This window comes from Maribacter sp. (genome assembly GCA_020629415.1).
In the GTDB taxonomy this organism is placed as follows: Bacteria; Bacteroidota; Bacteroidia; order Flavobacteriales; family Flavobacteriaceae; genus Maribacter; species Maribacter huludaoensis.
In genome coordinates this window covers 59,013-78,592 of sequence record JAHDDL010000008.1, presented here as the reverse complement: position 1 = coordinate 78,592, position 19,580 = coordinate 59,013, and the positions used below count along the sequence as shown (strand labels likewise).

Annotated in this window: 16 protein-coding genes; 13 read left to right on the top strand and 3 right to left on the bottom strand. The window is 36.2% G+C overall.

Going from position 1 to position 19,580, the window contains the following annotated elements; translation table 11 throughout:
- Nucleotides 1-9: 9 nt before the first annotated feature.
- Complete coding sequence (locus QZ657_RS05315; protein ID WP_291961299.1) at nt 10-1,176, top strand: efflux RND transporter periplasmic adaptor subunit; 1,167 nt, start codon at nt 10-12, stop codon at nt 1,174-1,176.
- Nucleotides 1,177-1,182: 6 nt separating this feature from the next.
- Nucleotides 1,183-4,686 (top strand): efflux RND transporter permease subunit, encoded by a 3,504-nt coding sequence (locus QZ657_RS05310; RefSeq protein ID WP_291965437.1) that lies wholly within the window; start codon nt 1,183-1,185, stop codon nt 4,684-4,686.
- A gap of 73 nt (nt 4,687-4,759) precedes the next feature.
- Here QZ657_RS05310 and QZ657_RS05305 read toward each other — a convergent pair whose 3' ends face one another.
- Nucleotides 4,760-5,107 carry a toxin-antitoxin system YwqK family antitoxin gene (locus QZ657_RS05305; protein ID WP_291965435.1) on the bottom strand — a complete coding sequence of 116 codons (348 nt, stop codon included), beginning with the start codon at nt 5,105-5,107 and terminating at the stop codon, nt 4,760-4,762.
- Between the two features lie 259 nt (nt 5,108-5,366).
- Here QZ657_RS05305 and aspS point away from each other — a divergent pair, with 259 nt between their 5' ends.
- The 6 genes from aspS (at nt 5,367) to QZ657_RS05275 (ending at nt 10,984) form a co-directional block, all read left to right on the top strand.
- Entirely contained in the window at nt 5,367-7,121 is a 1,755-nt protein-coding gene (gene aspS / locus QZ657_RS05300) for an aspartate--tRNA ligase (protein WP_291965433.1), read from the top strand.
- A gap of 128 nt (nt 7,122-7,249) precedes the next feature.
- Nucleotides 7,250-7,759, top strand: coding sequence for a hypothetical protein (locus QZ657_RS05295; protein ID WP_291965431.1), 510 nt, complete (start codon nt 7,250-7,252; stop codon nt 7,757-7,759).
- 10 nt (nt 7,760-7,769) lie between these two features.
- Entirely contained in the window at nt 7,770-8,597 is an 828-nt protein-coding gene (locus QZ657_RS05290) for a tetratricopeptide repeat protein (RefSeq protein ID WP_291965428.1), read from the top strand.
- A 35-nt stretch (nt 8,598-8,632) separates the two neighbouring features.
- On the top strand, nt 8,633-10,417 hold the full coding sequence (locus tag QZ657_RS05285) for a chloride channel protein (protein WP_291965426.1): 1,785 nt from the start codon (nt 8,633-8,635) through the stop codon (nt 10,415-10,417).
- 38 nt (nt 10,418-10,455) lie between these two features.
- Nucleotides 10,456-10,716: a hypothetical protein gene (locus QZ657_RS05280; protein WP_276470368.1), complete on the top strand. Its 261-nt coding sequence runs from the start codon at nt 10,456-10,458 to the stop codon at nt 10,714-10,716.
- 76 nt (nt 10,717-10,792) lie between these two features.
- Nucleotides 10,793-10,984, top strand: coding sequence for a cold-shock protein (locus QZ657_RS05275; protein WP_276470369.1), 192 nt, complete (start codon nt 10,793-10,795; stop codon nt 10,982-10,984).
- Nucleotides 10,985-11,045: 61 nt separating this feature from the next.
- On the opposite strand, the gene QZ657_RS05270 is transcribed toward QZ657_RS05275, so the two are convergent.
- Complete coding sequence (locus QZ657_RS05270) at nt 11,046-11,489, bottom strand: nucleoside deaminase (RefSeq protein WP_291965425.1); 444 nt, start codon at nt 11,487-11,489, stop codon at nt 11,046-11,048.
- 54 nt (nt 11,490-11,543) lie between these two features.
- Here QZ657_RS05270 and QZ657_RS05265 point away from each other — a divergent pair, with 54 nt between their 5' ends.
- Complete coding sequence (locus tag QZ657_RS05265) at nt 11,544-13,319, top strand: 1-deoxy-D-xylulose-5-phosphate synthase (protein ID WP_291965424.1); 1,776 nt, start codon at nt 11,544-11,546, stop codon at nt 13,317-13,319.
- A gap of 2 nt (nt 13,320-13,321) precedes the next feature.
- On the top strand, nt 13,322-14,443 hold the full coding sequence (locus QZ657_RS05260) for a DUF3078 domain-containing protein (RefSeq protein WP_366010095.1): 1,122 nt from the start codon (nt 13,322-13,324) through the stop codon (nt 14,441-14,443).
- Here the strand turns inward: QZ657_RS05260 and QZ657_RS05255 are convergent.
- Nucleotides 14,440-15,783, bottom strand: coding sequence for a deoxyguanosinetriphosphate triphosphohydrolase (locus QZ657_RS05255; protein ID WP_291965475.1), 1,344 nt, complete (start codon nt 15,781-15,783; stop codon nt 14,440-14,442). The two genes, QZ657_RS05260 and QZ657_RS05255, sit on opposite strands and share 4 nt — an antisense overlap.
- 176 nt (nt 15,784-15,959) lie before the next feature.
- Here QZ657_RS05255 and QZ657_RS05250 point away from each other — a divergent pair, with 176 nt between their 5' ends.
- The 3 genes from QZ657_RS05250 to QZ657_RS05240 form a co-directional block, all read left to right on the top strand.
- A complete protein-coding gene (locus QZ657_RS05250; RefSeq protein ID WP_276470373.1) occupies nt 15,960-16,349 on the top strand; it encodes a carboxypeptidase-like regulatory domain-containing protein in 390 nt (129 codons plus the stop codon).
- 227 nt (nt 16,350-16,576) lie between these two features.
- A complete protein-coding gene (locus tag QZ657_RS05245; RefSeq protein ID WP_291962924.1) occupies nt 16,577-18,844 on the top strand; it encodes an inorganic phosphate transporter in 2,268 nt (755 codons plus the stop codon).
- Between the two features lie 28 nt (nt 18,845-18,872).
- Nucleotides 18,873-19,580 (top strand): DUF6503 family protein (locus QZ657_RS05240; RefSeq protein WP_291965422.1); only part of this gene is annotated, 708 nt, incomplete at its 3' end.

Genomic DNA, 19,580 nt, shown 5'->3' with positions numbered 1-19,580 from the left:
AATATAATCATGAAAAAAATACTAGTTTTATTAATTACGACCATAGGCATTTACTCGTGCGGTGGTGGTGAGCAAACGGTAGCCGATATTATAGCGCAACAAGACCTAGAAGCAATAAGAGCGAAGAAAAATGAAATTACCGCTCAGCAAAAAGTGATCGATGCCCAACTTAAATCATTAGATTCTGCTATAGGAATTTTAGGTAATGAAGAAAAGTTGCCTTTGGTAAATACATTGACCGCAAAAAAAGAAGTATTTAATCACTATCTAGAATTACAGGGCGATGTTTCTACCAAACAAAATGTTCTTATTTACCCAGAAATGGCGGGTACGCTACAAAGGGTTTATGTTAAAGAAGGTACTAAAGTTTCTAGAGGTCAGGTATTGGCAACTATTGATGATGGTGGTATGTCAAGCCAATTAAGTCAATTGAAAACACAAGCTGAATTAGCTAAAACTACTTTTGAACGTCAAGAGCGTTTATGGAACCAGAATATTGGTTCGGAAATACAATTCTTACAGGCAAAAGCCAATTATGAGGCTGCTGAAAACATGGTAGCGCAAGCACAGAGCCAATTAGGAAAATCTACAATTAGAGCTCCTTTTTCCGGTATTATCGATAATGTTATCAAGGACCAAGGTACAGTGGTGGCTCCTGGTCCAGGGTCAGAAGTATTCCGTATTGTAAATCTATCTGATATGTACATTGAAGTTGAAGTTCCGGAATCGTACATAGACAATGTAACCAAGGGGAAAGAGGCATTGGTTTATTTTCCGGTTTTAGGTGACAGTATCGTTACAAAAATTAGGGAAACCGGTAATTTCATAAATCCTTCCAACCGTTCTTTTGAAGCTGAAATACCTGTACCGAACAAAGCGGGAAGAATAAAACCAAATTTAACCGCAAAGGTTGCTATAAATGACTATACAAGCGACAATGCCATATTAATACCAACAAGTATAATTTCTGAAAATGCAGATGGCGAGCAGTATGTTTTTGTTGCAGAAGAACCAAATGCGGATGGCGAAGCGGTAGTAAAAAGAAGCGTTATCAAAACAGGTAAAACCCAAGGGGCCAATATTGAAGTATTATCCGGTTTAACCGATGGTAACCAAATTATAAAAGAAGGTGCCAGAAGCGTTAAAGATGGCCAAAAAGTAAAAATCAAAAAATAAATATCGATGAGCAAAGTACAAAAGAACGCCGACAAGGAATTCGGTCTATCGTCTTGGGCCATTGATAACCCTTCGGTTATTTATGTCATGATAGCCATTTTTCTATGGTTGGGTTTTAGCGCCTATATGGCCATGCCGAGAGAGGATTTTCCCGAAATTATAGAAACCAAGATATATGTTAGCACACCTTACCCCGGTAACACTGCCGAGGATATTGAAAAATTGATTACCGATCCGTTAGAAGACAGGCTTAAGAATATTAGTAACGTTGTTGAAATTACTTCAACATCACAGGAAGATTACGCTATTCTAACCATAGAATTCGATGAAGATATTACGGTTGAACAAGCCAAACAAAAGGTGAAGGATGAAGTTGATAGTGAAAAAGCTAGTGAAGACTGGCCAACATTCAACGGTGCCAAGGTAGAACCTAATGTTTTCGACCTTAACTTCTCTGAAGAAGTACCGATTATGAATATCAACTTTACAGGGGATTATCCTATAGAGAAATTAAAGGAATTTGCGGAATACCTACAAGATGAGGTAGAAGACTTACCTGAAATTAAGCAAGCGGACATTCGTGGGGCCCAAGATCTGGAAGTTGAAGTTGGTGTGGACATCTACAAAATGATGGCGGCAAAAATCAGCTTTCAAGACGTTATTAGCGCTATAAGCAATGGTAACATGACCATGTCTGCCGGCAATCTAAAAACAGTTGGGCAAAGACGTACCATTCGTATTTTAGGTGAAGTTGAACACCCTAAAGAATTGAACAATTTTGTGGTCAAATCTGAGAACGGTGCAGTATACTTAAAAGATATTGCCACCGTAAACTTTCAGTCTAAAGATAAAACTACCTATGCCCGCGAATTTGGCGAGAACGTAGTAATGCTAGATGTTAAAAAGAGAGCAGGTAGAAATTCAATATCAGCGGCAGATAAGATAAAAGCCTTGGTAAAAAAGGAAAAAGAAGATTACTTTCCACCAGATTTAAACATCTCTATTGCCAATGATTCTTCTACACGTACATTGAATCAGGTTGATGATTTGGTAAACAATATCATCTTTGGTATCATACTCGTTGTAAGCGTTTTAATGTTTTTCCTAGGCTTTAGAAATGCCTTGTTCGTCGGTTTTGCTATCCCCATGTCAATGTTCATGTCATTTGTAATATTATCATGGTTAGGTTATACCCTAAACACTATGATTCTTTTTGGAATGATCATGGGTCTAGGTATGTTGGTTGATAACGGTATAGTAGTGGTAGAAAACGTATATAGATTAATGGATGAAGGCATGTCTAGAATCGAGGCAGCTAAAAAAGGTATTGGTGAAATAGCCTACCCTATAATTATTTCTACGGCAACAACAGTTGCGGCATTTGTTCCATTAGGTTTGTGGCCTGGTATTTTTGGACAGTTTATGATTTACTTCCCTATTACACTATCTGTTGTATTGGGTTCTTCATTGTTCGTGGCAATCTTTATGAATTCAATGTTGGTATCTAAATTCATGAGTACGGACGAAAAGGAGCTTACTTTAAAGCAACTGATCAGAATGAGCGTGATCATGGGTGGTTTAGGTATTTTAATATTGATTTTTGGCGGTGCTATGCGCGGTTTAGGTACTGTATTGATTCTTACCGCTATTATGTTCTGGGCCTATAAATATCTAATAAAAGGAGCAGCTATTAGGTTTCAAAAGAGAACCATGTCCCGTTTTGAAAATTGGTATGAACGTCGTTTGAAGCATGCCCTAAAAGGTGGCAACGTTTACTGGTATTTTGGCATTACCTTTTTAATGTTGATCGGAGTTTTCATGTTATTTGGTATGTCCGTAGGTAGCGGTCGTACAAAAATTGAATTCTTCCCAGATAACAAACCGAACGAAATCTACGTATATGTAGAATATCCTGAAGGAACATCTATTGAGAAGACCAATGAAATCACCAAAGAGGTAGAAAATCAGGTATATGCTATCATGAACGATGATAAGTATAAAAATGAAAAGGGTGAAAACTTTATGATGTCATCCGCTGTGTCCGTGGTAGGTGAAGGTGCAGGTAATCCACTTACAGATGGTGGTTCCTCTGCAGAAATGCCACATAAAGGTAAGGTTACGGTAAACTTCAGTGAATATAAGTATCGTAACGGTTTAAATACAGAGGATATTCGTGGTCGTGTACAAGCTGCATTACAGGGAATTTATCCAGGTGTTGCTATTTCCGTAGAGAAAGATGCCAATGGTCCGCCAGCCGGTTTTCCTATAAATATTGAACTTGAAGGTAATGATTATGACGAGCTGATCAATACTGCAGAGGATATTAAAAACTTCATCAACACCAAAAATATTGCAGGTATTGAAGAGTTGAAGATTGATGTAAACAAAGGCAAACCTGCTATGCAAGTTATTGTAGATCGCGAAAAAGCGGGTGAATTAGGTGTTGCCGTTGGGCAAGTAGGTAACCAATTAAGACGTTCTATTTTTGGTGAAAAAGCTGGTGTTTACAAAGAAGATGGTGAGGATTATGATATCAACATCAGGTTCAATGAAGATTTGAGATACAATAAAAGTGCGCTATTCAATCAGAATATCATTTTTAGAGACCCTTCTAATGGGCAGATTAAGGAAATTCCGATTTCTGCTGTAGCCAAAGAGAAGAATACATCTGGTTACAGTGCCATAAAACACCGTGACGGTAAACGAGTTGTAACTATCTACTCTGGTTTAAAACCTGGCTTTACCGATGCAGGTGCCATTGTTGCCGAGATACAAAATGAAATGGGCAGTTTTGAAGGAACACCCGCTACCGTTAAAATTGACTACACCGGTCAGTTAGAGGAACAAGCAAAGCAACAAGCTTTCTTAGTTGGTGCTTTTTTCTCAGGATTAGGATTGATTATGCTTATTCTAATTTTCCAATTTGGTGGCATATCTAAACCATTGATCATTATGATTGCCATTTTCCTAAGTTTTATAGGTGTATTTGGAGGATTGATGATCACCGGATGGTCTTTCGTAATTATGATGACCATGATGGGTATTATTTCATTAGCCGGTATTGTGGTAAATAACGGAGTGGTACTGCTGGATTATACCCAAATTCTAATAGATCGTAAAAAGGTACGCCTTGGTATTGAAGACAGTGATTTGTTAACCATGGAAGATGCAACAGATTCAATGATAGTTGGTGGTAAGGCAAGGTTAAGACCGGTAATACTTACGGCAATAACAACAGTTTTAGGATTGATTCCGTTGGCAATAGGCCTTAACATTGATTTCTTTGCATTGTTCTCAGAATTTAACCCACATATTTATATAGGTGGTGACAACGTCATATTCTGGGGTCCATTGGCATGGACGGTAATCTTTGGTTTACTGGTGGCTACTTTCTTAACATTAATCATTGTACCGGTACTATTCAACATAGTATATCGTATTAAGGTCAAGTTTAGTAGTTTTGGAAACAAGAGCAAAGACTCGAACGAACAACTTGAAAATGTAGCATAATTCAGTTTAAGTTAATTGCATAAAAAAAGCCCGTATCACAATTGATACGGGCTTTTTATTTGAGTTAGTTAACTTATTTATTACTAACAACAGGATCTTTTTTGCCAGCTTTAGACACACTTGCAATTCTGTTGTTATCAAAACTTACTTCACTTTTCACATCACCTTCCCAGAATAACCATGTACCGGTTCTTACACCGTTTTCATAATTACCCATGGCAATTTTTTCTCCTTTTTCATTGAACATTTTCCATTCACCTTCCAATTTCTCATTTAAAAAGAACCCCTCTTGAGATTTCTCTCCATTAGCATGAAAATAAGTAGCTTTTACTTTATCTCCATCTTTTTCAAAAACTGGATCAATTTGAGCATATGCTCCAAAAGACAATGCCATTACGGCAATAATTAGTAGCTTTTTCATAATTATATATTTTTTTTGATTACTGATTTCTTGTATGATAACGGTATAAAGATACAATTATTTTGCAATTAATCAATGTTTAGGTAACTTTTACATAACATTAAATTAACATTGTAAACATAAGAAACTATTTATCAGTACATTAACCTTATTTACAAAGGTTGTTTCATAAAACCGGTCATCGAGTAAAACCTGCATTTAATATAGACCTACTATGAAATAGACTTCTTAAATTTGCCCTTTCATTAAAGCAAGTATTATGTATAGAAGCCATTCCTGCGGGGAATTAAGAGAATCACATATTGGTACAACAGTTACCCTTTCTGGGTGGGTTTCCAAAACAAGAGATAAAGGTTTTGTTGTTTGGGTAGATATACGTGATCGCTATGGTATAACACAATTAGTGCTTGATGAAGATCGTACTTCTAAAGAATTATTGGAGCAAGCAAGAAACTTAGGTAGAGAGTTTGTTATTCAAATAAAAGGTGAGGTTATTGAAAGAGCATCAAAAAATGCCAACATTCCAACAGGTAATATAGAAGTTTTAGTTTCTGAATTAACCATTTTGAACGAATCTAAGACTCCGCCGTTCACTATTGAGAATGAAACCGATGGTGGTGAAGACCTGCGAATGAAGTACAGGTATTTGGACATCCGTAGAAAACCGGTACAAAACAACCTTATTTTTAGAAGTAAGGTAACTATGGAAGTCCGTAAGTTTTTATCTGGCGAAGGCTTTATAGAAGTGGAGACTCCGTATTTAATAAAATCTACTCCAGAGGGTGCTCGTGATTTCGTTGTACCTAGCCGTATGAACGAAGGGCAGTTCTATGCATTGCCACAGTCGCCACAAACCTTCAAGCAATTGCTAATGGTTGGTGGTTTAGACAAATATTTTCAAATTGTAAAGTGTTTTAGGGATGAAGATTTACGTGCGGACAGGCAGCCAGAGTTTACACAGATAGATTGCGAAATGGCTTTTGTAGAGCAAGAAGATATTTTAAATGTATTTGAAAACTTGACCAAATACCTTTTAAAAGAAGTTAATGGTGTTGAAATAGACTCATTCCCAAGAATGACCTATGACGAAGCCATGTCTAAATATGGGAACGACAAGCCAGATATTCGCTTTGGGATGGAGTTCGGGGAATTAAATGCTGTAGCACAACATAAAGAATTTGGTGTATTCAATTCCGCTGAATTAGTTGTAGGTATTGCGGTACCTGGTGCAGCAACTTACACTAGAAAAGAATTAGATTCCTTGGTAAATTGGGTAAAACGCCCACAAGTGGGTGCTAATGGAATGGTGTACGTAAAGTGTAATGAAGACGGAAGCTTTAAATCTACCGTAGATAAATTTTACGACCAAGAAGATTTAGCAAAATGGGCTGAGGAAACCGGTGCTAAACCAGGCGACCTTATTTGCGTTCTTTCCGGCGACGCCAATAAAACAAGAACACAGTTAAGTGCGCTACGTATGGAAATGGCCACCAGATTAGGGTTGAGAAAGCCGAATGAGTTTGCTCCATTATGGGTAGTTGATTTCCCATTATTGGAACTTGATGAAGAAACGGGTCACTACCACGCCATGCACCACCCATTTACATCGCCAAAACCAGGTCAATTAGAATTATTGGATACTGATCCAGGTGCAGTACGTGCCAATGCATATGATTTAGTATTGAACGGTAATGAAATAGGCGGCGGATCTATTCGTATTCATGATAAAGAAACACAGGCAACCATGTTCAAACACTTAGGTTTTACTCCCGAGGAGGCAAAAGCACAATTTGGATTCTTAATGGATGCTTTCCAATACGGTGCACCACCACATGGCGGATTGGCATTTGGTTTAGATAGACTTGTAGCTATTTTGGGCGGACAAGAGACCATACGTGATTTCATTGCATTCCCTAAAAACAATAGTGGTAGAGATGTCATGATCGATGCCCCTGCAGCAATTGACGACGAACAATTAAAAGAATTGAACTTAAAGTTAAATATACAAGAATAACCGTTCTTGATTTCCCTACATAATTAAAAATCCTGCCCAAGTGCAGGATTTTTTGTTCTTCACTGGCTTCAATTTTTACAATAAAAGAAGTAATATCCATGTAAGGTATTTTTTGTTAAATTCACTTTGTGAAAAAATGGATAAAAATTTTATTGTTTAGTATATTGGGCATTCTGCTCATATTAAGTGTTTTTGCTGGGTATTTTTACTACAAGTTCGAAAAAGCTTATGATACCACCGACAAACCTTATAAAAACTATATAGGGTATATTGATCAGGAGAAAGCATTACTAAATGATGTCTATTCTTTATGTGATGATGGCAATATTTATCATACGTATAGTGGAGCGGGTTTAAATGCTTACGCAAATACCAAAAGTCAGTTCAGAAAAAACTTGGTAAAATATTACCTAGGAGATACTTTTGATGATTCAGGGTATTTAAATTTTCGTTTTTTAGTGAATTGCGAAGGAAATCCAGGTTGGTTTGAAATCATTCAAATGAATTTAGATTTAGAGGAAAAAGAATTAAATACAAAAATGGTAGATTCTCTTTTAAATTTTACTGCAATGCCCCAAAACTGGAATGCTCTTGAATTTCAAGAAGATTCTAGTAATTATTACATGTACGTTTCATAGCGAATAGAAAATGGAAAAGTGGTCGAAATTATTCCTTAGTAGTTTTACGTTCTTGTTATTTATTTCCTGTGAAAAGAGTGACAACGCAAAAGAACTAAGAACCCTAGCCGAAGAAAGGTTTAAAGATGCTACTTTCTATATGCAAGGCTCAGTTGCTTTTCAAAATGGTATTGCTGAAGCTGTTTCAATAGACCCAACCTTTGAACCTGGGGTTTATGAACTTTCTGTAGCCGATTTAAAACGAGGTCTACCCAATGAATGGCTTCCACAATATAACAAAGCGGTAGTATTAAATCCTGAACAACGAATTCCATGGCGAGGCTATCTCTACTTATGGTTCTACAGAGATTACGAAAAAGCTATTGCAGATTTTAATGCATCAGATTCGTTAACTCCGTATTTAGATTATCCACAAGGGCATAGTGTAGATTTTTGGCGTGGTATTGCTTACTTAGGCGCTAAAGACTATGAGAACTCTATTGTATATTGGGATAAACATATTACCAGAGAAACTGAAGATTCCGGTGAAGACTGGGTAGAATTAGAAGCGTTTCTTTATAGAGGTATAGCCTACTACGAATCTGATAACATAGAGAAAGCAAATGAGAATTTTGACAAAGTCATTCAATACTTCACCAACTCTGCAGATGCCAAATATTACAAGGCGCAGCTATTACGGAGCGAAGGCGACAAAAAAGCGGCTTTAAATATGATCGAAGATGCCATTGTAGATTTTAACAACGGCTATTATAACAATAGAGCATATGTTGAAACACTTCGTCAAATTTACCTTGAGGATTTAGAAGAACTTAAATCAAAAATCATAGCAAGTAATTAAATACCTTTGATGGCTACTAATGATATGGTTATACAATGCCCATACAAACGAACAATTTCTTAAGGCGTATTTATAAGTGGAGATATAAGAACATCTCACAAAAGACCTTTATTTACATTTTAAGTGTTGTTGTTGGCTTATTGGCCGGTTTAGCATCGGTAACACTTAAGAACATTACTTATTTTATTGAAGCATCCTTAGAGAAAGGAATTATATTTTCGAGCAATCAACTCTATTTTATTCTGCCTATTCTAGGCTTAACCTTTGTCTATTTATATGTAAAATACGTTCATAAAGAGAAACTTAACCATGCTGTTTCTTCAATACTATTTTCATTATCTAAAAACAAAGGCAGAATTGCCGTAAAGCAAGTTTACACTCAATTGATCATTGCACCTTTAACTGTTGGTTTTGGTGGTTCGGTGGGGTTATTAGGTCCTGCAGTGGCAACGGGGGCAGCAATAAGTTCAAATTTAGGGAGACTGTTCCATATCAATTCAAAAACACGGTCCTTATTAATTGCATGCGCATCGGCAGGTGCAATATCATCCATTTTTCAATCGCCCATTGCGGCTATAATTTTTGCGGTAGAAGTATTTAGCCTAGACCTTACAATGATATCAATGCTACCATTATTATTGGCATCCATAAGTGGCGTACTTACCTCCTACTTCTTTATGGGCAATGAAGTATTGTTCAATTTCTCGATCAATGAACCGTTCCAAGTAAAAGACACACTATTCTACATTGTTTTAGGCATTGGTACCGCCGTTGCATCTATCTATTTTACTAAAATGTATTTTGGCATTATCAACTTGTTTAAACCATTGAAGAGTCCAAAGTACAGACTTTTAGTAGGCGGTATGGCTATTGGAATTATGCTTTATTTCATACCTCCGTTATATGGTGAAGGTTTTTCCTTTATTAACGACTTGCTAAAAGGAGACCATATAAATGCCTTGGGAAAAACCCCTTTTGACAATTACATTGATAATATTTGGATCGTTATTGCATTACTGTTCGGCATCACCATTTTTAAAGCTGTAGCAATGACCACTACGTTAGCGGCCGGTGGAGCTGGTGGAATTTTCATTCCTACCATGGTCATGGGTAGCGCATTAGGAAATGTAGTAGCTAAACTGATCAATAATTCGGGCTTGGGATTTTCAGTATCGGAAAGTAATTTTACATTAATAGGCATGGCAGGCTTAATTGCAGGTGTACAACATGCACCCTTAACGGCTATTTTCCTTATTGCAGAAATAACTGGTGGTTACGCCTTGTTTGTTCCTTTAATGATTACCGCATCGATTTCATACATTATTACAAAAAACACGGTAGATTACACCATTTACACCAGAGAACTGGCAGAAAGTGGTGAATTGTTGACCCATAACAAAGATCAAGCCGTACTTACCCTTATGGATCTAGACACCGTGATAGAAACCAATTTTAAAACGGTACACCCAGAGATGACCTTAGGGGAAATGTTACATGATTCCGTTGCAAAATCTACCCGAAATATATTCCCTGTAGTTGATGCCCATCATAAATTTTTAGGTATTATATTGTTAGATGATATTAGGGAGTTTATGTTCGACACCAAACTGTACAATACCATAAAAGTTGAAACCTTTACGCACAAAGCACCGGATCATATCTATTACGGGCTGGACAGTATGCAAATAGTAATGCAAAAATTTCAAGATAGCGGCGCATGGAACCTACCGGTGGTAAAGGACGGAAAATACATGGGCTTTGTATCAAAATCAAAATTACTGACCGCTTACCGAAGAGAATTAATACAATTTACCAAATAAACAGCCTAATACTAAGGCTGTTAACTAAGAAACAAAAGATGAAATATATTATTAGCATAATAGTTTTAATATCCTTAGGATTAATTATTTACGGATTCACGTTAGATGTGAGTCAAGAAGCTTTGTCACATAAATACATTGGTTCCGGCACATTGGGTCTATTTTTATTGGCAATGCCACTTTTCTTGATAAAGGAAAGCAGGGGCAAAAAGTTCAATGATTACATGCTTACGGATGAGAATGTGAGAAAAATGCAAGGAAAAAAGCCTAGAAACACTGATAATCAAGATACTCCATAAAATTAATTCCTTTATTTTCTACCAATCAACAGGAAAAAATATTAAATTAGAATGTTAATATTTAAATTTCAATACAATGATTGGTACCGTCAAATTTTACAACGAATCTAAAGGTTATGGGTTTATAACCAACGAAGAAACTGGAAAAGATATTTTTGTTCACGCCACCGCTTTACATGGCACGGAAATTAGGGAGGGCGACAAAGTGAGTTATGAAGAGGAAGAAGGAAGAAAAGGTACTGTTGCCGGTCAAATACAAGTACTATAAATCTCTTTTATAGAAATATATAACCACGCTTATGCGTGGTTATTCGTTTATACCCAAGCCACTACTTTCTTTTTTTTAAAAAAAACTGCTGTAATAGGCTTGCCGCTTCTTCTTCAAGAATACCCCCCAATATTTTGGTTTTTGGGTGTAAGGTAGTTCCCATTGCCCCGCATCCGCGTTGCAAGTCTTTTGCTCCGTAAACAATTTTTCCTATTTGGCTCCAATAAAGCGCCCCGGCGCACATTTGGCATGGCTCTAACGTTACATATAGCGTACAGTCCTTTAAATATTTTCCACCTAAAAAATTAGCGGCCGAAGTAATTGCCTGCATTTCTGCATGTGCCGTAACATCGTTTAATTTTTCAGTTAGATTATGCGCCCTTGCAATAATCCTATCTTGCACTACAATAACTACACCAACGGGCACTTCACCGGCTTCAAATGCATATGCTGCTTCTTGAAGTGCCTTTTTCATAAAATAAGTATCGTCGTAGGGTAGAACCATAGGTTCAAAAATACGATAGTTTCATTTTTAAAAAAGTATTTTTGTCTTCATTATATGCACAGCTTGAAATCAATACTAGAACATATCAATTCGCCCAACGATCTTAAATCTCTAAAAGAAAAAGATTTAGAGCAATTGGCTAGTGAGTTACGTGAGTTTATAATTGACATTGTTTCTGTAAAAGAAGGCCATTTAGGTGCGAGCTTAGGTGTTGTGGAACTGACCATTGCACTACACTACGTTTTCAATACCCCAGTGGACAAACTCATCTGGGATGTTGGCCACCAAGCTTACGGTCATAAAATACTGACCGGTAGAAAAGATATTTTTGATACCAACCGTCAGTTTGGTGGTATAAGCGGATTTCCTAAAATGCAAGAAAGCGAATATGATGCTTTTGGCACTGGGCATAGCTCTACCTCTATTTCAGCTTTATTGGGTATGGCTTTAGCCGCCCAACTACAAGGAAAATTTCGAAGACAGCATATTGCGGTAATAGGCGATGCATCTATAGCCAGCGGTATGGCTTTTGAAGGTTTAAACCATGCAGGTGTTACCAATGCCAATATTTTAATAGTACTTAATGACAATGCCATGGGAATTGACCCTAGTGTTGGTGCATTGAAAAAATATTTGACCAATGTAAAAACTGGTACCGCAAAAGAAGAGAATATTTTTGAATGCCTAAATTTTCATTATTCAGGGCCTGTAAACGGCCATGACCTACCTACCTTAATAAAAGAATTGGAACGATTACAAAAAATTGAGGGTCCTAAATTGTTACATGTCATTACCACCAAAGGTAAAGGCCTGCAAAAGGCAGAAGAAAATCAGGTTACCTACCATGCCCCAGGTAAATTTGATAAGCAAACGGGCGAATTGCAAAAAAAGAACAGTATTGCCGAGCCACCCAAATTCCAAGATGTATTTGGTAAGACTTTAGTAGAACTTGCAACAAAAAATACTAAAATAGTAGGTATAACTCCTGCAATGCCAACAGGCAGTTCCCTAAAATTTTTAATGCAAGCAATTCCAGAACGTGCTTTTGATGTGGGCATAGCAGAACAGCACGCGGTAACCTTAGCTGCAGGTATGGCCACGGATGGTTTAGTTGTATTCTGTAATGTTTACTCCACTTTTCTGCAACGTGCATATGATCAGGTAATCCATGATGTAGCTATACAAAACTTACCTGTTATTTTCTGTTTAGATCGCGCAGGTCTAGTAGGTGAGGACGGACCTACACATCATGGCGTATTTGACATTTCTTTCTTAAGATGTATTCCCAACCTGATTATTTTTTCTCCTATGAACGAAGTAGAATTAAGAAACATCATGTATACGTCTCAGTTAGGACTAAAAAATCCTATTGCAATAAGATATCCGCGCGGTAGAGGTAAGATGTTGAATTGGCAATTACCAATGAAAAAACTGAGCATAGGTAAAGCTGTAGAATTAAAGAAGGGAAATAAAATTGCAATTTTAAGTACAGGACCGATCGGCAATATGATATCTGAAATGATAGAAGAACTAAACCGACCCGATGCAATAGCCCATTATAATTTCCCTTTCATAAAGCCTTTGGATTCTAATCTATTGAAAGAAATACTTCAGAAATTCAATCATATTATTACACTAGAAGACGGTTCTGCCATTGGAGGATTTGGAAGTAGTGTGTTAGAATATGCAAATAATATTGGAATCCATAAAATAATTAAGATATTTGGCATTCCTGATGTCTTTATTACACACGGTGCCACCGAAAAACTGTATAAAAAAGCAGGAATAGATAAGATGTCCGTAAAACAATATGTACAACAATTTCTATGAAAATGATGGTTTTTAAATCGCTTAAGCTTTCAATTGCGTTATTTCTTTTGGTAACTTCTTTAGCATTTGCACAAGACACAATACCGGCGCCAATTATTGTAGACAGTGTAACCGTAGATAGCGTTGCCATTGACACTATTGTAATTCGCAGAACGGTAGACAAAATTTATACTCCCAAAAAAGATGTCAACCTTCAAATACCAAATATCGACTTTAAAAAGACAAAAACCCTACAGAAAGGTTTTCAACGTTTTAGAGTTCCTTCTTTTTGGGAAACGGAAAATAGTTTTGGCATAAACATCAGTGAAGTGGCCTTTGTAAACTGGAATGCAGGTGGTGACAATGCCATAAGTGGGCTAGGTTTTTTAAAATTTGCAAGAAAGTATAAATTCAATAATTTTCAATGGGATAATAAATTAGAATTACGCTACGGATTAAATGCCCAAGAAGGGCGTAAACTTAGAAAAACCGAAGATGTAATCCGCTTAAGTTCTAACTTAGGTTTCAAAAAAGACAATGATAGTAGGTGGTTCTATTCGGTTCAATTAAACTTTAACACACAATTTTCCAACGGTTATAAATACCCTGACAGAGACACGCCCATATCAAGATTTATGGCACCTGGTTATTTACTGTTCGGTGCAGGTACGTCCTATATTACAAAAGATGAAAAATTTAATCTTTACCTATCACCATTGACACAAAAATCAACCTTTGTATTAGATCAAGATTTGGCTGACAATGGGGCTTTTGGTGTTCAAGAAGCCATTTTAGATGCAGATGGCAATGTAATTACACCAGGTGAAAATCATTTATTAGAACTAGGTATTTTGATTACCAACAATTTTAATTATACCATAGCGGATAATATTGAAATGAAAAGTAGATTGAATCTTTATACAGATTACATAAAAAGCTTTGGAAACGTTGATATTGATTGGGAGCTTACCCTTAACATGAAGGTCAATAAATTTATTAGTACGAGTTTGGGCACACAAATGATTTATGATGACGATATTCTTTTTGATGTGGTCAAAAACGATAACGGCACTATAGTAAACCCTGGTGTACCAAAGATTCAATTTAAACAAGTATTGGGCGTAGGTATTCTATATGGTTTCTAAAGTGTTTTACCCTTGATTTTATTGTGCATATGTACTGCAGCACTATCAGATAGACTAGCAACGTAACAACAGGTATTCAATACAATTTGATATAACGATACATTTGTTTCTCTATAAAACCCAGGTAAGGTCCTTAATATAAGTTTATGGTAGTTAGAGGCATTGTTGTTCTTTTTGCCGATCAAGGCGTTGATATAGACCTCTAGAATATCAGAAATAATGGTATAACCCGCTATTTCTTTTTCCACAACTTCTTGAGATTGATAGATTTTTTGAACGCTTAAACTTATAATATCCTCAATTTGTGCTTTGAATTTACTTTTTTCCAGTAATGAAACATCAAAAGTACCGTTCAAGATACTTTCTTCATTTTCAATGAATATAGAAACTGCATCCTGTATCAGTGTATTTATGGCCAAGGCACGCAAATAGCTAAGCCTATCTTCCATATACTCCAAAGAATTATACTTTTTGGTATTTATGGAATTCTTTACCAATTTTATAAGGTATTCCAAAGCATAATCCTCAGAAATGAGTCCCAAATTTATACCATCCTCAAAGTCAATTATGGTATAGCAAATATCATCTGCGGCCTCTACCAAGAAGGTTAACGGGTGTCTGCTGTAAGAAATGCTTCCGTCGGCACTTCTACTTTGTAAACCCAAATCTTCCGCAACTCCTTCAAATATGTATTTTTCACTTTGAAAAAATCCAAATTTTTTATCGCAGATATGGTTTGTAGGTTTTTTAGGCAGGGACTCCTTAGGATATTTCATAAAGGCGCCCAAGGTAGCATTACTTAAACGAAGCCCACCAGAAACTCCCGCTCTATCTTGGGTCAATAATCTAAATCCGTTGGCATTACCTTCAAAATCGATAATATCTTGATATTCCACCTCAGAAAGTAGTTCCTTGAACCTTAATCCGTTACCAGTTTTAAAATATTCACCAATAGCTTTTTCTCCACTATGGCCAAAAGGAGGATTTCCAATATCATGTGCCAGAGCTGCGGCGGCTACAATAGCTCCAAAATCATTAAACTGATAGCCATGAACTTCCTTTAAATAGGGATGTTTTTCAATAATTTTTTTCCCTGCCAACCTACCTAGACTTCTACCGACCACTGATACCTCTAAACTATGGGTCAATCTTGTATGAACAAAATCTGTCTTAGATAATGGAATTACTTGGGTTTTATCCTGTAGACTTCTAAAAGCAGAAGAAAAGATAATACGATCATAATCAACATCAAAACCCAACCTTGTTTCGTCTTGTTCATTTCTTAATCTTTTGTTCTTATCGCCTTGTCTTCGTAAAGAAAGTAACTGCTCCCAATTCATGTTCGTTAATTTAAAGTTTGCAAGATACGCCATTTACTCATTTCGATACCGAAAGCATTGGCTGCGATAAACAATTATACACCAGAATCTTAACCTTTAAAACATATATTCATAAACCTATGATAACCTTAACTTAACCTTAGCTTTCTTTCTTTGCACTAGAATATAAATAACCAATGAAGAAATTATTTGTTCTATTTGCTCTTGTAATAACTTCCTTGTCATTTGCACAAGAAACCAGTTCAATTAGAGGTAAAGTTTTAGACGGCGAGTTTTTTAACGAGCCGTTATTAATGGCCTCTGTAAGTATGGACAACGCTGCATATTCTACTCAAACCAATTTTAGGGGCAATTTTGAATTTAACGATGTAGCCGTGGGCACCCACAACATGGTAATTCAGTTTGTAGGCTATGAACCTATGCACTTGGAAATTACGGTAAATGAAGGTGAGCAAACGGAAATTCTGGAAACATTATATGCCAAAAGAATAGCACTACCTTCTACGGCCAAAGTTAGCGCCACCACTGAAAGCACTTTAAAGTTAGCAGCTAATAAAACAAGCTAAAATTAGGGCGGCGTCAATTACCATTTACAAACTCTTCTATCAGGTAAATGATTTTGATGTTAAAACAAAAATTCTTTTTAGAAAAGAAATTAGTATTTTCATCCACTAAACGTAGTTTCTTTGCAAAGGTAAAAATCTATGTAAAGTATACGATATTAACTTCATAACCTTATTTTAACCTTAATGATAATTTATAATGTCATTTTTGTTCCTTATTTAAATTTTTGATGGGCGAGAACATATATTTATTCATGATTATTGCGTTGGCGGTTTTAGCCATAACAGATTTAATTGTTGGTGTTAGTAATGATGCCGTCAATTTTTTAAATTCAGCAATAGGGTCTAAAGCAATTTCCTTTAAAACCATAATGCTTGTAGCCAGTGTAGGCATCGCCTTTGGAGCGGTATCATCAAGCGGAATGATGGAAGTAGCGAGAAAAGGAATCTTCAATCCATCTGAGTTTGTCTTCGCAGAAATCATGATTGTCTTTATGGCCGTTATGATAACGGACATTCTACTACTGGACTTCTTTAACACCTTGGGTATGCCCACGTCAACTACAGTGTCCATCGTTTTCGAACTGTTAGGTGCCGCCGTAGCCATATCATTGGTAAAAATTTATTCGGGAGACGGCAATTTCACCCATCTTTCAAATTATATAAATACAGATAAGGCAACGGAGATTATTATTGGTATACTTTTATCCGTGGTCATAGCCTTTACCATTGGAGCAATTGTACAATTTATTACCAGAATATTACTCTCCTTCAAGTTCAACGAAAAACCAAAGTGGGTTGGTGCAATTTTTGGTGGTATGGCCATTACGGCAATTATATATTTTATCCTTATCAAAGGGCTTAAGGGAACCTCAATATTAAGCCCTGAAGCTACCATGTTCATTGGTAATAATCCTGAATTATTTTTATTGGGAAATTTCTTTGTATGGTTTGCACTATCATGGTTTGCCACAACTTTCATGAAATGGAATATTTATACCATCATTATAATTCTGGGCACCTTTGCCCTGGCCATGGCATTTGCAGGTAATGATTTGGTAAACTTTATTGGTGTTCCTTTAGCTGCATATGAATCATTTCAAAGTTGGTCCGCTTCTGGTCAGTTAGCTTCCGACTATAATATGAAAGGATTAGCGGTTGCCGTACAAACCCCAACATACCTATTGTTGGCTTCTGGGGTTATCATGGTAGTTACATTATGGTTTTCTTCAAAAGCTAAGAATGTAGTTAAAACAAGTGTTGACCTATCTAGACAGGACGAAGGTGACGAACGTTTTGAGCCAAACTATTTATCAAGACAAATAGTTAAATTTTCAATAATTGCATCTGAAAATTTGAACAGTTTAATTCCTGTTTCATTACAAAAGAAAATTGACACTCAATTTATAAAGCCAACATCATATGCACAAAAGGCAAAGGCAAAAGACCAACCCGCTTTTGATCTTATCAGGGCTTCTGTAAACCTAATGGTGGCCAGTGTATTGATCTCTTTGGCTACCTCGTTAAAATTGCCCTTATCTACTACATACGTAACTTTTATGGTAGCAATGGGTACGTCATTGGCAGATAGAGCTTGGGGTTCTGAAAGTGCCGTATACAGAGTTGCCGGTGTTCTAAATGTTATTGGCGGTTGGTTCTTTACGGCTATCGTAGCGTTCGTAGCTGCGGCCATCATAGCTTACATTATTCATTTAGGAGGTATTTATGCCATAAGTATCTTATTGGTATTTGCTTTTGTTCTAATCGGCAAAAACTATTTGTCTCACACCAAAAAATTAAAAGAAACCAAAGAAGAGGAAATATTAGAGCGTGCAGAAAGTAGCTCTATACAAGGTGTAATTGAAGAAAGTGCAAAAAACATTGCCAACGTTGTAAAAAGAGCGAATAAAATTTATTCCAACTCAATAAACGGACTAGCAAAACAAGACCTCAGCTCACTTCAAAAAAACAAGAAGCAAGGCGCCAAATTGGCAAACGAAATTGAGGATCTAAGAAATCATACCTTCTATTTCATTAAAAATCTAGAAGAAGCCCACATTGGTGCCAGTAATTTCTACATTAATGCCATGGGACACTTAACGGATATTTCACAATCATTGGAATACATTGGTAAAGTAAGCCATAAACATGTGAACAATAACCACAAGAAATTAAAGTACAACCAAATAAAAGAGCTTAAACAAATAGATATTAAACTAGCCGAGATTTTAGATAATACTTATCACGCTTTTGAAGAGAGATCATTCGAAAAAATTGGTAACATACTCAACAATAAGCAAGAATTATACGATTTGGTTTCTCAAAAAATTAGCGCACAGGTAGAGCGTACAAGGTCAGAGGAATCTAGCCCTAAAAACACGACATTATACTTCACGATCTTACTTGAAACTAAAGATTTAATGACAGCTACCATGGATTTACTGGAACTGTATTATAAGGAACATGATGCAGATGTTAAACCGGCAACATTAGACTAAAAGAGATACACTTTAAAAAACACGTTTTATGAAATATGTTTTGCTAACGATTTTCTTGCTGCAAGGAGTATTAAATTATGCACAAGAAATCACCGGAACTCAATTATTGGAACGTGCCATTGCCTATCACGACCCAGAAAACAACTGGTCTAGTTTTAAAGGAAAAATGCTGATTGAAATGGAAAGCCCAAAAAACAGTCCACGTAATACTGTTATTGAAATGAAGCTTCCAAAAAATTATTTTAAAACAACAGTCAAAAAAAACAATTACACAATTGAATCTGAATTGGACAATGGTAAATGTACCCTAAAATTAAACGGCAGTACTTCTATATTTCCAAAGATCAAGGATAGCTTGAATATTAGCTGTGACCGCGCCAAGATGATGAAAAACTATTATACCTATCTATATGGTCTTCCTATGAAATTAAAAGATAAGGGCACAATAATAGATAATAACGTAATTAAGAAGACTTTTAAGGGAAAGGAGTATTTAGTATTAAAAGCTACGTATGAAAAAGAAGTAGGTAATGATACTTGGTATTTTTATTTTGACCCTAAAACCTACGCCATGGAGGTATATCAGTTCTTTCATGATGAAAGTAAAAATGATGGCGAGTACATTCTTCTTTCAGAGATGATTACCGTGAACGGTATAAAAATTCCTAAAGTACGTGCCTGGTATTATAATAAAGGTGATGTTTACTTAGCTACCGATAACTTACGCAAAGCGAAT

Bases quoted from the DNA above. Each gene is read 5' to 3' on its own strand.
- QZ657_RS05315 (WP_291961299.1), top strand. From the start codon at position 10: ATGAAAAAAATACTAGTTTTATTAATTACGACCATAGGCATTTACTCG.
- QZ657_RS05310 (WP_291965437.1), top strand. From the start codon at position 1,183: ATGAGCAAAGTACAAAAGAACGCCGACAAGGAATTCGGTCTATCGTCT.
- QZ657_RS05305 (WP_291965435.1), bottom strand. From the start codon at position 5,107: ATGAAAAAGCTACTAATTATTGCCGTAATGGCATTGTCTTTTGGAGCA.
- aspS (WP_291965433.1), top strand. From the start codon at position 5,367: ATGTATAGAAGCCATTCCTGCGGGGAATTAAGAGAATCACATATTGGT.
- QZ657_RS05290 (WP_291965428.1), top strand. From the start codon at position 7,770: ATGGAAAAGTGGTCGAAATTATTCCTTAGTAGTTTTACGTTCTTGTTA.
- QZ657_RS05285 (WP_291965426.1), top strand. From the start codon at position 8,633: ATGCCCATACAAACGAACAATTTCTTAAGGCGTATTTATAAGTGGAGA.
- QZ657_RS05280 (WP_276470368.1), top strand. From the start codon at position 10,456: ATGAAATATATTATTAGCATAATAGTTTTAATATCCTTAGGATTAATT.
- QZ657_RS05275 (WP_276470369.1), top strand. From the start codon at position 10,793: ATGATTGGTACCGTCAAATTTTACAACGAATCTAAAGGTTATGGGTTT.
- QZ657_RS05270 (WP_291965425.1), bottom strand. From the start codon at position 11,489: ATGGTTCTACCCTACGACGATACTTATTTTATGAAAAAGGCACTTCAA.
- QZ657_RS05265 (WP_291965424.1), top strand. From the start codon at position 11,544: ATGCACAGCTTGAAATCAATACTAGAACATATCAATTCGCCCAACGAT.
- QZ657_RS05260 (WP_366010095.1), top strand. From the start codon at position 13,322: ATGATGGTTTTTAAATCGCTTAAGCTTTCAATTGCGTTATTTCTTTTG.
- QZ657_RS05255 (WP_291965475.1), bottom strand. From the start codon at position 15,783: ATGAATTGGGAGCAGTTACTTTCTTTACGAAGACAAGGCGATAAGAAC.
- QZ657_RS05250 (WP_276470373.1), top strand. From the start codon at position 15,960: ATGAAGAAATTATTTGTTCTATTTGCTCTTGTAATAACTTCCTTGTCA.
- QZ657_RS05245 (WP_291962924.1), top strand. From the start codon at position 16,577: ATGGGCGAGAACATATATTTATTCATGATTATTGCGTTGGCGGTTTTA.